The sequence below is a fragment of the Intestinicryptomonas porci genome (genome assembly GCF_033971905.1).
In the GTDB taxonomy this organism is placed as follows: Bacteria; Verrucomicrobiota; Verrucomicrobiia; order Opitutales; family Intestinicryptomonadaceae; genus Intestinicryptomonas; species Intestinicryptomonas porci.
This window is the reverse complement of sequence record NZ_JALBUT010000009.1, coordinates 102,987-115,017: the sequence shown is the minus strand read 5'-3', so window position 1 is coordinate 115,017 and position 12,031 is coordinate 102,987. Positions and strand designations below refer to the sequence as shown.

Genomic DNA, 12,031 nt, shown 5'->3' with positions numbered 1-12,031 from the left:
CATAGAAAAATGAAACTGATACAACGAATGGCTTATGGTTATCGAAACTTCCAAAATTACAGATTGAGGGTCTTGGTTCTATGCGGCGTCTTTCACTAAAATCCACTCTCTTTGGTGTTGACCCAATCAAATCATCTAAAAATCCCTATTCCACAACATTTGGTGTTGACGCAAAAAAACGTTGCTTGGCATAAGCAACGGTTCAATGCGGTTTTAAAATGGTGGGAGTAGTCAGATTCGAACTGACGACATCTTGCGTGTGATGCAAGCGCTCTAACCAGCTGAGCTATACCCCCTTTGAGGCAAACAAAAAAACGCCGAATTGCGGCGTTTCAACGATTTTTAAGCGTTTTGGAAAACGCGCGTTTTTTGTTTTAAAAAATCGGGCCGCCGGGAGTCGAACCCGGGACCTCTTACACCCCATGCAAGCGCGCTACCAGACTGCGCTACGGCCCGTGATTTTTTATAAAGCATATGAATTTACTTGTTCTTGTTTTTTTATCAAGCTTTTTTGTTGTATAAACGTATTTTTTTTGAAATATTTTTCAAATATTCAATTTAAGAGGTGCGAAAGTGCGCATTTTATTGGAATTTCCAACAAATTTTCCGAAATGGATACAGAAAAACTTTTTTTAGACAATCCAAAACGCTCAAAGTTCTATGCTTTCAAGGACGGAGTGAAAGTGGGAATGACGCAGGTGGAGCTGTCTCCAAGCGTAAATTCCAAAGGAGAAAAAATACCCAATGCTCCCGTCAAGATTTATGACGCTTCCGGTGCATGGTCTGATGTAGATTTCCATCGCGACATAACTCGCGGGCTTCCCAAAATCAGAAGCGAATGGATTTCGGCGCGCGACGAAGTCGAAGTTTGCGGGCAGCTCGATCCTTCAGAAAAAATCCCGTTTTCATCGCGCAAGATTTTCAGGGCTAAAAAGGGAAGACGCCCTACGCAGATGTATTATGCAAAGCGCGGCATAATCACTCCCGAAATGCGGTATGTGGCAGTCCGCGAAAATGTGGCAAGGCTTAATGCCGACAAATTTTCATCGGAATTTCCGCGCAAGGATTTGCGCTTTCAGCATGCGGGCAATTCTTTTGGCGCATCGATACCGCAGGAAATCACTCCCGAGTTTGTTCGCGACGAAATCGCGCGTGGCAGGGCAATCATTCCTGCAAACATAAACCATGCCGAGCTTGAGCCTGCAATTATCGGCAGGAATTTTTTGGTTAAGATAAACACTAATATAGGCAATTCCGCACTCGCTTCGTCTATCCCCGAGGAAATTGAAAAAATGCTATGGTCGATAAAGTGGGGTTCTGACACACTCATGGATTTATCGACAGGTTCAGATATTTTCGAGACTCGCGAAAATATTTTGCGCAACTGCCCGACGCCCGTGGGCACCGTGCCCCTTTATCAGGCGTTGGAAAAAGTCGGCGGGCTTGTTGAAAAGCTCGACTGGCAGGTTTATAAAGATACTCTCATCGAGCAGGCGGAGCAGGGCGTTGATTATTTCACAATACACGCTGGTGTTTTGCGCAGATTTTTAGAACCCGCCGCAAAGAGAATGGTAGGCATCGTTTCAAGAGGCGGCGCGATTATGGCGAAGTGGTGCATGATAAACAATGCTGAAAATTTCCTCTATACCCACTGGGATGAAATTTGCGAAATTGCCGCCATGTACGACGTGTCTTTTTCAATCGGTGACGGATTGCGCCCGGGGGCTTGCGCAGACGCAAACGACGAGGCGCAGTTCGGAGAGCTTAAAGTTCAGGGAGAGCTTTTAAAGCGCGCTTGGGAATACGACGTGCAGGTTATGTGCGAAGGTCCCGGGCATGTTCCCTTGCATTTGATAAAGCAAAACATGGAAAACCAGCTCGACTGGTGCAGCGAGGCTCCTTTCTACACTTTGGGGCCCATCACTACCGACATCGCTCCCGGCTACGACCATATTACAAGCGCGATAGGGGCGGCAAACATCGCGTGGTACGGCACTGCAATGCTTTGCTATGTAACTCCGAAAGAACATTTGGGACTCCCCGAAAAAGAAGACGTGCGCGATGGCGTTGTAACTTACAAGCTTGCCGCCCATGCCGCTGATTTGGCAAAGGGGCATCCCGCTTCGCAGTATCGCGACAATGCAATGTCAAAAGCGCGCGTTGAGTTTAGATGGGACGACCAGTTCAATTTGGCTCTTGACCCCGAAAAAGCGCGTTCTTTTTTCGAGAAGCGCACGTCAAAAGTTCATACGGGAGAATATTGTTCGATGTGCGGGCCTAAGTTTTGCTCAATGCGCTTAAACCGCGAATTGCGCGAAACTCTTGGCGGAGAATAATAGTTTATTTTGAAGACATGAAAAATCCCCGCTTTGCATAAGCGGGGTTTTTTATAAGAAATAGAAATACTGCTTGCAAGGGCTTTATCAAGATTTTCATGTCTTTTAATTTATTTTTTTGCAGGCAGGATTTGGCAGATTTCAGGCAGGAATCCCCATTTACAATTTGTCGGGGAATTCATATAATTACGCCCACAAACATGGAACGGCGAATTTGCAGAAAATCGAAAGGAATCAATCATGAAAAATATAACGCGGATTGCCGCGCTCTTTGCGGCTCTTTGTTTTTCAAGCGCAATGGAGGCGGAAGATAAAATGGATTCATTGACACAAAAGGAACAGAACATCGCTCTTGCGGCGGCATATGCGGCGAGGGGCGACCAAAACGGGCTAAGGGGCGCATTGGCGTCGGGTTTGGATTCGGGTGTTTCTGTAAACGAGTACAAGGAAGTTCTTGTGCAGGTTTATGCTTATTGTGGATTTCCTCGCAGTTTGAATTCTCTTGCGACTTTTATGGAGCTTTTGAAAAGCCGCGGCGGCAAGGACGCTTTCGGTGCGATTCCCGATTCTTTCCCGAAGGGCGACATTGCTTTCGGAACGGAAAACCAGACGAAGCTTGCGGGGCGCGAAGTAAAAGGTCCGATTTTTGAATTTGCTCCTGCTATTGACGAATTTTTGAAAACGCATCTTTTCGGGGATTTTTTCGGGCGAAACAATCTCGACTGGAAGACGCGCGAAATTGCAACAATCGCAATGCTCGCCGCAATGGAGGGCACGGAAAGCCAGCTTGCAAGCCACATAAATATCGGAAAGCATAACGGCATTACCGACGTGCAGGTTTGCGAAATTTTAAGGCTTGTGGAAAACGGGCCAAAGGGCATGTCAAACACAAGTCCGTTCCCGCTCGGGGAAGAAAACACGGCTTATGCCAAATATTTCAGCGGAAAGTCGTATCTTGCGCCTTTGGCTTCCAACAGTGAGCTTGGCGTTCCCGTCGCGAACGTGACCTTTGAACCTGCCTGCCGAAACAACTGGCATAGCCATACGGGCGGGCAAATTCTGATAGCGGTCGGCGGTATCGGATTTTATCAGGAAAAGGGCAAGCCTGCGCGGCGTCTCAAAGCGGGAGATGTTGTTGAAATTGCGCCGAATGTCGTGCACTGGCATGGTGCGGCTCCTGACAGATGGTTTTCGCACCTTGCAATATCATGCAATCCCAAGACGAACAAAAACACTTGGCTTGATCCTGTATCGGACGCGGAGTATGCCGAGGCAGTGTCTGAAAAATAGCTTGCTTTTGTTTAAATTCAAAATCGAGGGCGAAGTTTGCGTTTTGCAACTTCGCCTTCAATGTAAAACCAGGAGTCGCGAAATTTTTTAGGTACTGTCGTCAGCATTTTTTATGAAGTTATGCAGTGTGTACCTGCTTATTTTTAGCGACTTCATTATTTGTTTTTTCGGCGTTCCACTGTAAATAAGTTTTTTGATTTCATCTTCAATGAAATTTTAATTCTTTTTTGTTTTCGGATTTTAAGGAATTGATTGCTTTTTAGGCGATTGGTAACCGTATTGTTAATACGCATTGTTTTATTGGTTTAATTTTTTATATATCAATAAGTTATGTTTTTGCAAAGGGAAAAGCTCTCTAAGCCTTTATTTTACAAATTTTTGTTGACAACCGTATTAACAATACGCATATCTTTTAGAAATTTTCAATAATTGCAAAGGAGTAATTTATCATGAAGAAAACAATATTGATGGCAACGCTTGCCGGAATTCTTGGATACATGTCTTCTGCATGGGGACTCGGAATCAATGTCGGAAGCATTCCGAAAGAATACACTTCCTACGGGGCACCCGATACAACCGAATCTCTGACCATATCCACCAAATGGTGGAATGCCGAGTGGACGCCTGTTGAAGTAAGTTTTCATAGCGGGGAAGGCGTGTCGGAAAAATACTATGGCGATGGAAGCGGACAATTCTATTTTACCAATTTTTCCCTAAACCAGACAAACGATGTTTTATCCACTCTTAACTGCAAAGACGCAACGTTAACTCTCAGTTCTTATGCGAAAATTCAGGGTTATTTGAACGCGACGAACACAAATATTACCGCTACATATTTAAGAATTGCCTCGGGAGGCGTTCTCAACATGGACGGCGGCAAGCTTAATTTGACGAGCGATCGCAAAGATCTTGGAGCTATAGGTTCCAGCAATGACAAAACATATCAAATTTACGGCAAGATGGTACTTAAAAATGTGGAGTTTTCCTCTGCAGGAAGAATTACCGCAAACAGCGCGTCTGGTTCATCGGGGCTTGAATCTGGAGAACTTGTCTTTTTTGGTAGCACTTCGTTTAAGGGAACAGAACTCATTATAAACGAAAAGTCAAAATTGTCGGTATTGGACACTGCGTCTATCGATGTAAATACGCTTCTTGCCGCTGACCTGACTGTTTCAAAAGACTCCAAAATTACAGTGGATTCCTATGATAAACTGGGTATAGCCAATTTGAATATCATACTTGATCCCCTTGAAACCATAAATTTTAGCGACATATTTTTAAGCGAAACGGTAGGAGAAACCGTTGTATTTTCCGCAAACAAACCGAATATTTCAGTTCTTGACTCTTCGGGCAATGTATATGAAAGCGTTAATTTCGTATATGACGAAAGCGGCAACTTGACGGGAATTTCAGTTCCTGAACCTTCAACATATGCGGCAATCTTCGGCGCGCTTGCGCTCGCGTTTGCGGCGTACCGCAGAAGAAAGTAGGTTTTGGCGGTTTTCAAAATGGCGTCTGTTTTTATGGACGCCATTTTTTATTTTCGGAATTTTTTAATGCGTGGTTTCTTGTCATTTTTTGCGCGAAATATTGCGTATTCTTTTTTGCAAAAAAATCCCGGCATTCCGCCGGGATTTCTTGAATTTTGTTTTTTTAATGCAAGGCTTTTTAAAGCCCGAACATGCCTTTTGAGGACTGTTTTGTTATTTGTTTTTCGCCTATCCATACGGGACTTCCGCGATGGTTAAGTTCAAGGCTGAAAGTGTAGGTGACTTCGCGCGCGCTTGAATTGCTTTCCCTGTCTTCGCTGATTTTTCCCGTGAGGGTGATTTTAGGCTTGGAGATTTTTTTCCCTTTCGCTTCCGCTTCGTATTCTGCAAGCTCTATGCTGCTTACAACGCGGACTTTCCCCGAATTTGTGAGAGTCATGGCGACTCTTCTTGTGAGCATTTCAACGTCTATGACTTCGCTTGTGGAGTTTCTTATTCTGCTTACAAGCATTTTTACGGGTTGTGTTTCGCCTGTCTTTTCAAGCGCGCCCGAGGAAAGCATGTCGTTTATAAGCGCAGATGCCGCGCTGTTCCAGTCGGCAATGTTGATTTTGTTTGTCGTAATGATTGATCTTGCGCCGCCCGATTCAACGTATGATGCGTTGTCGCTCGCACATCCCGAAATAACCAGGCTTGAAAGAAGAATTGCGGTTGAAGCGTATATTGTTTTCATGTTTCTAATCCCTTACGTTTTCTAAAAGTTTTAATGTAAAGTTGCAGACGTTTTCATTTGGGGCGAATTGCGCGCCGAGCCAAATCGTTATGCTGCGGTTTGGATTGTTCGAATCAACCCAGACAGCCTACTGGGCTTGCATGTAAAAACCGTAGCCGTCGTCTTGGCTTTCGTTTGAGTTTTTCAAAAGCGGCATATCGTATCCGTCAAAGAAATAGCCTCCGACTTGGTATAGCCCTTGCAGGTTTCCAAAAAATGTGGGCGACTATGAAAGCTGGAGCATCATCATATAGCCGTCGCTTTTGCTTATGCCGAAGTCAAGCCCGTCCCGGTTCGGGTCGTTTATGTTTGAGGGAGTTTGGTACAACCCGCAGGAGAGCGTTATGTTTTTTGCGGTTTCAAAGTTAAGGGCAAATCCCCATGAGGCGAGCGTTGATGAAGTGTAGGGGAAGCGAAGAAGATGGCTTCGGGGGTCGAATCCATCGCTCCCGCCGAAAGATTGCCGAATATCGGCATGTTTGCGAAGTCTTCCGACATGCTTATTCTTCCCGCTTTGAAAGACAAGTTGCTGGTTTCGTTTAATTCAAATTTTTGCTTGTAATAGAGTTCGTAGAACATCCATCCTTTTGTAACGCTCGATTCCGATATGGTAAAAAAGTTTCCTATTTTTTTTTGACAGGTCTTTTCCCGAATTGTACGCGTCCGATACAGTAATTTCCGCATTCTTTACGCCCGCAATTTTTTCGAGGTCAAGTGCCGCCTCGAAAACCATTATGTGGTGTAGTTTGTCCCGTGGTTTTTGCCGCCCGAAAGGTTGGTAAACACATCCGCATAGTAGTCGTATGACAGCGTTATACCCTTTTTGCCGTAGAATTTTTCTTTCGCGCTTGAAATTTCCGACGAGGCGCGGTCAATGCCGAAGTTGCCGCATGGAAATGAGAACTGCTCCGCCCCGAAAGCCTGCGAGAGCAGAGTTGAGATTTTCAAAAATATAAGGGGTAAAAAGATATTTTTTTTCATGGAGTAAAAAGTTTTTTTGTTTGAAAGAAAAGGGGGGAGTGTTCTGTTTTGAGAAACTCCCCCCGATTTTTTAATGCAAGGTTTCTTCGATGTCGGTTATTTCTTCTAAGATTATGACATTTTATCCGTGGCGTTTTGTAAGCGGGGCTGTCTCTTTTTTTGCGGCTTTTTGTTCCGATTTTGCAGAGGCGGCAGAACCGAGCTTCAATTCCCCCGTCGCAAGCAAAATTACGGCGATAACCGCAATGGCAGCGATAATCGAGGCGGCAATCCTTTCAAATTTTTCAAAGATTTTTGGGAACGCTCCGTCCTTCGCGGCGGCGTATGGAACTTCCGCTGTAATCATGGTCCATGCGAGCCAGTTTGCGAGAATTGCGATAATAAGCCCGATGTTCATAAGCCACGCGCCCCATGTTCCGACGACATGTTCAAGCACGCCCGCGGTTGACGGATTTTTCACCGCCACAAGCTCCGCCTGTGTCATTACCCCGAATGGAAGTACTGAGAGCAGAACGAAGACCAAAAGACCGCCCGCAAAACCCAAAATCGTGGCTTTGCCGACATCGTTCGGGCTTTTCGCTCTTCCCGATAGAACCACTGCGCCTTCGATTCCTATGAAAGCCCACAGGGTTACAAGCATTGTGCTTTTAATCTGGCTTGGCAGGGAACCTAAATTCGTTTCTCCGTTCAGGGTCGAATGGCCCCAGAAATCGAACGAAAATTTGTCGAAATTAAAAACCGCAATCATTGCAATTATGAAAACGACAAGCGGCAGAATTTTGCAAACCGTGGCGACCGCGTTTACGAAAGACGCCTGTTTCAGTCCCTTTAAAACCGTAAAGTTGAAAAACCAAATCAAAATGGAGCCGCCTATCATTGAGCTTAGCACAATCGCGGCGAGCCCCAATGTCCCGAGCTTCTTGCGCCGTTTCCCGCAATGATGGTTTCAAGCACGGCTTCGTGTTTAAAATATTTTGCGACTTTATCGACGGGATAGATTTTTCCGAACAGCTCCTTTGGCAAAACCGACGTGTATGGGACAAGGTTGAAATTTTCGATTTTCGCTTGGAGCAGGGCGGAGTCGTAGCAGAATGTTTCAAAGGGCTGTGGCGGGATTCCGCCGTCGGATTCTCCCGCTCCGCCAGTGTGAAACGCCAATGTGGGCTATCTTGTTCCCAGTACCATAATATTCTTTTCCTTTTGATTTTATCTGCGTGCGGATTCGACTTGAATCTGCATTCTCTGCGCGGGTATTTCTTGCGGATAGGAATATCGACTTTGCACACCGCTTGGTTAAAATATTTTTTTTTAAATAGTTTAAGTCTGCTTTTATCATTAAAAAATCTTAATTTTTCAAAAAAAACCGACTTTTGAAGTCGGAGTGAAAAATGTTTTTTTAAGGATTTTCTAAACTTTTATTTTTTTGAATTTAAATCGCTGTCGGGAGTTTCCGCCGCGTTTGCAATCAGATAGGCTATGTACGCGCTTATGTTTCCCGCAAAAAGTTTGTTCGCTTCGTTCTGCGCCTTCGCCTTTATGTATTCGGAGAGCGTTATGTGCATTCTGACGTAGGCGTTACTTTGGGATTTTTTCTCTTTTATGATAGATTATTAAATATGCCCATATTTAATGCGCAAGAAGTTTTGGAATTGAAATAAACCTATTTAATGGCTTTATAATGGGTTTATTATGAACAAGCCGAATAAAAATGTGGACGCCCGTTGGCGGAAATAAAGAGAATTCCAATAAAGCTTTCCATATTGCCCGACGTCAGGCAAATGGACGGGCAAATCGCTTTGGCTCAAAACAAGTTTTTGTCGCGTTTTGTGGAAGATTTGATGAGAAAAGAGTTTAACAGTTGATGTGTTTTACCCTGCGGCTTCTTGTCAAACGAATTTTTCCATGTATGCATAAAAAAACTCTAACATGCGGAAAATCCGCATGTTAGAGCTTTTTTTGAGAAAATTTTTATTACATGCGCTCTTCGTAGTTTGGCTTTACTTGAGCTTTTATTTCCTCAATCTGCTTGGGAGTCAACGCCCTTTCGTCGTAGTCGCTTTGGAGTCCGAGCCAGAATTGCACGGGCAAGCCGAAGTACAAGGAAAGCCTTAGCGCATATTCCGCGCTGATTCTGATTCTTCCGCCTAACATTGCGCTAAAACACACCAAAGGAATACCCAAACCTTCGGCGACCTCCTTTTGGGTGATGTTTCTCGGCTTTATGAATCGGGATATGATAATGTCTCCCGGAAGCGGAATACGGTTTTCGTCAAGAGGCTTTTTTGACGGGCGTCCTCTTCTTGGTTTTGATACAGCATTATTCATTGTTCATTCCTCCGTATTTTTATTTGTGAAATTCAAAGTTTAACATGAAAAACTTTGTTTTATATAAATACTTAGATTTTAAACAAGATACACATATATTTTTTATGGGCAAGAAAAATCTTGTTTTTATTTTTCTTGTTATTTTTGCGCGTTAAAAAAAGTCTTTATTTGCTTGCAAAAACTTTGGGAGAATTTGAATTTAATGCCATGTATAAAAAATTTTTCATATTGATTTTGGCGTTTGCGCTATGTGTTTCTTTCGGCAATCCGACGCCTGTTGAGAAGCTTTGCAATGTAAAAATCAAAAATCTTGAAGTCGTTTTAAATTCCGAATCTGCAAACATAAAAGCAGATATTAAAAATTTTTCCGACAAAAGCTTTGTTGTGGATTTGTCTTGCGTTGTTTTTGAAGTTTCGCCGTCGCAAAAAACTATTGTCGAAATTCTAAAAGCGCGCAGTGTTGAAATCGGGGCGGGGGAGGAGAAATCCGCAGATGTAGCCTCTTTGAAAATTCAAGGGCTGCTTAATCCGAAGGGAGTTTACAAGGCAAGCGTGATTTTGACTTACAAGCCCGAAGTTTTCATCGGATTTTTTAATAACGACAAAATCATAGACGAGCATAGCGCGGTTTTTTCATTGCAGGAAGAATCCGTAAAGAAATGATTTATTTTTGAATTGTTTTTGCCTGAAAAAAATATGATTATTGGTTTTATGAAAATTTTTAATTTTATCGGCATTTGTTTTTTGCTTTGTGCATGCACGGGAAGCATTCCCGAATACAAGCCGGTTTCCCATACTGCGGGCAAGACTGAGTTTGCACATGCTTATGTCGGATTTAAGGCTGATAAAGACAAGTTAAAAGACGCTCTTTTAAAGGCGCTTGCCCAGCGCGGCTGGCTTGTGGAAGGCAATGCGCAGGGCGGAGTTATTGCAAAGCGCGTGCATTCCGACAGGACGGCAAAGGCATTTATTGTCATAAACGACGGCGAATTTGTGATAGACACCGCGGGCTCGACGATAGAAAACAAAACTCCGTACATTCCCGAAACGGATTTAAATTATCTGCTTGCTTCCGTTAAGGAAAACTTGGAATAGAAAACAAAAAACTTCGCTTATCGCGAAGTTTTTTTGCGGCTATAAAAGCCCGAGAGTCATTTTTCCCTCTTCCGAAATCATGTCTTGATGCCACGGAGGGTCCCATACAATGTTTACTACGGCATCGTCGATTCCGGGAATTGCCTTTAAGCGCATTTTAAGGTCGTCTGCAATTACAGGACCCATTGCGCAACCCGGGGCAGTCAGCGTCATGTCGGCTTCGACTGCGTATTTGCCGTCGGGAGAATGTATCAAGTCCATTTTATAGACAAGACCCAAATCCACGATGTTCAGAGGTATTTCCGGGTCGTAAACGGTTCTTGCGGCGTCCCAAAGTTCGCTTTCTTCCGGCGGGGCGAAGTTTTCCCTGTCCGATTTTTCTTCGGGGGCGGGAGAGGGCACATTTTCTTCGGCTTCCGCTTTTGTTTCGGAGTTTTGCAGATTTTTTGACGCTTCGCCTATTGCGTCTGCGTCTTTTTCCAAAATTCGGGCCATTCCGAATGAGCCTGAAACAGTGAAATTGCCGCCGAGCCTGTGGGTGATTACAACCAAAGTTCCCTTTGCGAGGCGCACTTGCGTTCCGGAAGGAATCAGCATTGCGTCGCAGTCTCTTGAAATTTCAATTTGCGCGCTCATTTTTTTAACGCATTGAGAGGTTGTCGCGGTGTATTGCGATGTGCTTTTTTTTGTCGCAGCAATCGAGGTTCTTGCCGATAAGCGGGCGCATTTCCTCCGAAGATATGTATGCAAGCCCTCTTGCCATTATACTTTTTGTCTTTTTAGAAATGACTTCAACCAAGTCTCCCGCCTTGAAATTTCCCTCGATGTCTTTTACTCCCGCCACCAGCAAAGAAGAGCCTTTGTTGCGAACCGCGTTTTCCGCGCCCTCATCAATGTGCAGTTTTCCCGCGGTTTTGCCGAAGTAGGCGAGCCAGCGTTTTTTCGAGCTTGATTTCTTTTTTGACGGAACAAAGAAAGTCCCCGGGTTTTTGTCGGCAAAAATTTCGTCCAAAACATTTTCGCGCGAGCCGCTTGCAATGTAAACTCCGCAACCGAAGTCCGTTGCTATTTTTGCGGCTCTAAGTTTTGTAATCATTCCGCCGACAGCCGTCGCGCTTGTCGTGCCTGATGCCATTGCGTTTATTTTGGCGTCGATTTTTTCGACCCTTTTTATCATTGAGCCGTCGCCTGTCATATCCAAAAGCCCCGAGGCGGTAGATAAAATCACAAGGCAGTCCGCCTTTATGAGGGTTGCGACAAGCGAGCTTAGAACGTCGTTGTCGCCGAACTTTATGTTAAGTTCCGACGCGCTCACCGAGTCGTTTTCGTTGATGACGGGCACGATTTTATCTTTTAGGATTTCGTCCAAAAGGGCGTTCATGGCGTCATGGCGGTGCTTTATGTCAACGTCGTCTTTTGTGAGGAGAAGCTGGGCGGTTGTAATGCCGTGCTCTTCAAAAAGCTTTGACCATGTGTCGATTAGTATGCCTTGCCCGACTGCCGCGCACTTTTGCACCGTGCTGATCTGTTTGGGGCGGGATTTCAAGCCCAGCCTGCCCATGCCAAGCCCCACAGCCCCCGAGCTTACCAGCGCGACTTCCTTGCCCGACTTGAGAAGCCTTGCAATTTGCGCGCATAACTCCTTCATCCGCCCGACGTCAAGCTTTCCGACATCGCGCGTCAACACTCCCGTGCCAATTTTAACCACGACGCGTTTTGCGTCTTTCATAACCGCTGAAATT

The 12,031-nt window shown here is 44.7% G+C and carries 15 protein-coding genes, 2 tRNA genes and 1 pseudogene; 7 read left to right on the top strand and 11 right to left on the bottom strand.

The annotated features are described in order from the left end of the window. A partial coding sequence (locus tag MOX91_RS08275; protein WP_370396961.1) for a transposase occupies positions 1-99 on the top strand: 99 nt, incomplete at its 5' end. A 120-nt stretch (positions 100-219) separates the two neighbouring features. Here the strand turns inward: MOX91_RS08275 and MOX91_RS08270 are convergent. Further along, positions 220-296 (bottom strand) — tRNA-Val (locus MOX91_RS08270). Between the two features lie 86 nt (positions 297-382). After that, positions 383-456 (bottom strand) — tRNA-Pro (locus MOX91_RS08265). A gap of 155 nt (positions 457-611) precedes the next feature. Here MOX91_RS08265 and thiC point away from each other — a divergent pair. The 3 genes from thiC (at position 612) to MOX91_RS08250 (ending at position 5,116) form a co-directional block, all read left to right on the top strand. Next, a complete protein-coding gene (gene thiC, locus MOX91_RS08260; protein WP_370397611.1) occupies positions 612-2,336 on the top strand; it encodes a phosphomethylpyrimidine synthase ThiC in 1,725 nt (574 codons plus the stop codon). 240 nt (positions 2,337-2,576) lie between these two features. Then, positions 2,577-3,626 (top strand): carboxymuconolactone decarboxylase family protein, encoded by a 1,050-nt coding sequence (locus MOX91_RS08255; protein ID WP_370397610.1) that lies wholly within the window; start codon positions 2,577-2,579, stop codon positions 3,624-3,626. Between the two features lie 449 nt (positions 3,627-4,075). Further along, on the top strand, positions 4,076-5,116 hold the full coding sequence (locus MOX91_RS08250; RefSeq protein WP_370397609.1) for a PEP-CTERM sorting domain-containing protein: 1,041 nt from the start codon (positions 4,076-4,078) through the stop codon (positions 5,114-5,116). A 178-nt stretch (positions 5,117-5,294) separates the two neighbouring features. Here MOX91_RS08250 and MOX91_RS08245 read toward each other — a convergent pair whose 3' ends face one another. From MOX91_RS08245 to MOX91_RS08220, 6 genes and pseudogenes are all read right to left on the bottom strand, one after another. Further along, positions 5,295-5,849, bottom strand: a complete 555-nt coding sequence (locus MOX91_RS08245) for an LpoB-related protein (RefSeq protein ID WP_370397608.1) — start codon at positions 5,847-5,849, stop codon at positions 5,295-5,297. A 381-nt stretch (positions 5,850-6,230) separates the two neighbouring features. Continuing rightward, positions 6,231-6,467, bottom strand: a complete 237-nt coding sequence (locus MOX91_RS08240) for a hypothetical protein (protein WP_370397607.1) — start codon at positions 6,465-6,467, stop codon at positions 6,231-6,233. Positions 6,468-6,620: 153 nt separating this feature from the next. After that, the gene (locus MOX91_RS08235) at positions 6,621-6,869 is read right to left on the bottom strand and encodes a hypothetical protein (protein WP_370397606.1); all 249 of its coding nucleotides are present in this window, start codon (positions 6,867-6,869) and stop codon (positions 6,621-6,623) included. A gap of 121 nt (positions 6,870-6,990) precedes the next feature. Then, positions 6,991-7,776, bottom strand: coding sequence for an amino acid permease (locus tag MOX91_RS08230; RefSeq protein WP_370397605.1), 786 nt, complete (start codon positions 7,774-7,776; stop codon positions 6,991-6,993). A gap of 14 nt (positions 7,777-7,790) precedes the next feature. Next, positions 7,791-8,027, bottom strand: a pseudogene (locus MOX91_RS08225) (pyruvoyl-dependent arginine decarboxylase); the annotation flags it as partial. A 257-nt stretch (positions 8,028-8,284) separates the two neighbouring features. Further along, complete coding sequence (locus MOX91_RS08220) at positions 8,285-8,431, bottom strand: hypothetical protein (protein WP_370397604.1); 147 nt, start codon at positions 8,429-8,431, stop codon at positions 8,285-8,287. A gap of 159 nt (positions 8,432-8,590) precedes the next feature. Here MOX91_RS08220 and MOX91_RS08215 point away from each other — a divergent pair, with 159 nt between their 5' ends. Then, entirely contained in the window at positions 8,591-8,731 is a 141-nt protein-coding gene (locus tag MOX91_RS08215) for a hypothetical protein (RefSeq protein ID WP_370397603.1), read from the top strand. Between the two features lie 109 nt (positions 8,732-8,840). Here MOX91_RS08215 and MOX91_RS08210 read toward each other — a convergent pair whose 3' ends face one another. Beyond that, positions 8,841-9,194: a HigA family addiction module antitoxin gene (locus MOX91_RS08210; RefSeq protein ID WP_370397602.1), complete on the bottom strand. Its 354-nt coding sequence runs from the start codon at positions 9,192-9,194 to the stop codon at positions 8,841-8,843. A gap of 207 nt (positions 9,195-9,401) precedes the next feature. On the opposite strand from MOX91_RS08210, the gene MOX91_RS08205 reads away from it, so the two are divergent. After that, positions 9,402-9,857 (top strand): hypothetical protein, encoded by a 456-nt coding sequence (locus MOX91_RS08205; protein WP_370397601.1) that lies wholly within the window; start codon positions 9,402-9,404, stop codon positions 9,855-9,857. 48 nt (positions 9,858-9,905) lie between these two features. After that, entirely contained in the window at positions 9,906-10,289 is a 384-nt protein-coding gene (locus MOX91_RS08200) for a hypothetical protein (protein WP_370397600.1), read from the top strand. A 39-nt stretch (positions 10,290-10,328) separates the two neighbouring features. Here the strand turns inward: MOX91_RS08200 and MOX91_RS08195 are convergent, their stop codons facing one another. Together MOX91_RS08195 and proB are read right to left on the bottom strand one after the other, a co-directional pair. Next, positions 10,329-10,925, bottom strand: coding sequence for an iron-sulfur cluster assembly protein (locus MOX91_RS08195; protein ID WP_370397599.1), 597 nt, complete (start codon positions 10,923-10,925; stop codon positions 10,329-10,331). Between the two features lie 4 nt (positions 10,926-10,929). Beyond that, positions 10,930-12,018, bottom strand: coding sequence for a glutamate 5-kinase (proB, locus tag MOX91_RS08190; protein ID WP_370397598.1), 1,089 nt, complete (start codon positions 12,016-12,018; stop codon positions 10,930-10,932). Between the last annotated feature and the right edge of the window lie 13 nt (positions 12,019-12,031).

Coding starts and splice junctions, on each gene's coding strand:
- thiC (WP_370397611.1), top strand. CDS start 612: ATGGATACAGAAAAACTTTTTTTAGACAATCCAAAACGCTCAAAGTTC.
- MOX91_RS08255 (WP_370397610.1), top strand. CDS start 2,577: ATGAAAAATATAACGCGGATTGCCGCGCTCTTTGCGGCTCTTTGTTTT.
- MOX91_RS08250 (WP_370397609.1), top strand. CDS start 4,076: ATGAAGAAAACAATATTGATGGCAACGCTTGCCGGAATTCTTGGATAC.
- MOX91_RS08245 (WP_370397608.1), bottom strand. CDS start 5,849: ATGAAAACAATATACGCTTCAACCGCAATTCTTCTTTCAAGCCTGGTT.
- MOX91_RS08240 (WP_370397607.1), bottom strand. CDS start 6,467: ATGTTCTACGAACTCTATTACAAGCAAAAATTTGAATTAAACGAAACC.
- MOX91_RS08235 (WP_370397606.1), bottom strand. CDS start 6,869: ATGAAAAAAAATATCTTTTTACCCCTTATATTTTTGAAAATCTCAACT.
- MOX91_RS08220 (WP_370397604.1), bottom strand. CDS start 8,431: ATGCACATAACGCTCTCCGAATACATAAAGGCGAAGGCGCAGAACGAA.
- MOX91_RS08210 (WP_370397602.1), bottom strand. CDS start 9,194: ATGAATAATGCTGTATCAAAACCAAGAAGAGGACGCCCGTCAAAAAAG.
- MOX91_RS08205 (WP_370397601.1), top strand. CDS start 9,402: ATGTATAAAAAATTTTTCATATTGATTTTGGCGTTTGCGCTATGTGTT.
- MOX91_RS08200 (WP_370397600.1), top strand. CDS start 9,906: ATGAAAATTTTTAATTTTATCGGCATTTGTTTTTTGCTTTGTGCATGC.
- MOX91_RS08195 (WP_370397599.1), bottom strand. CDS start 10,925: ATGAGCGCGCAAATTGAAATTTCAAGAGACTGCGACGCAATGCTGATT.
- proB (WP_370397598.1), bottom strand. CDS start 12,018: ATGAAAGACGCAAAACGCGTCGTGGTTAAAATTGGCACGGGAGTGTTG.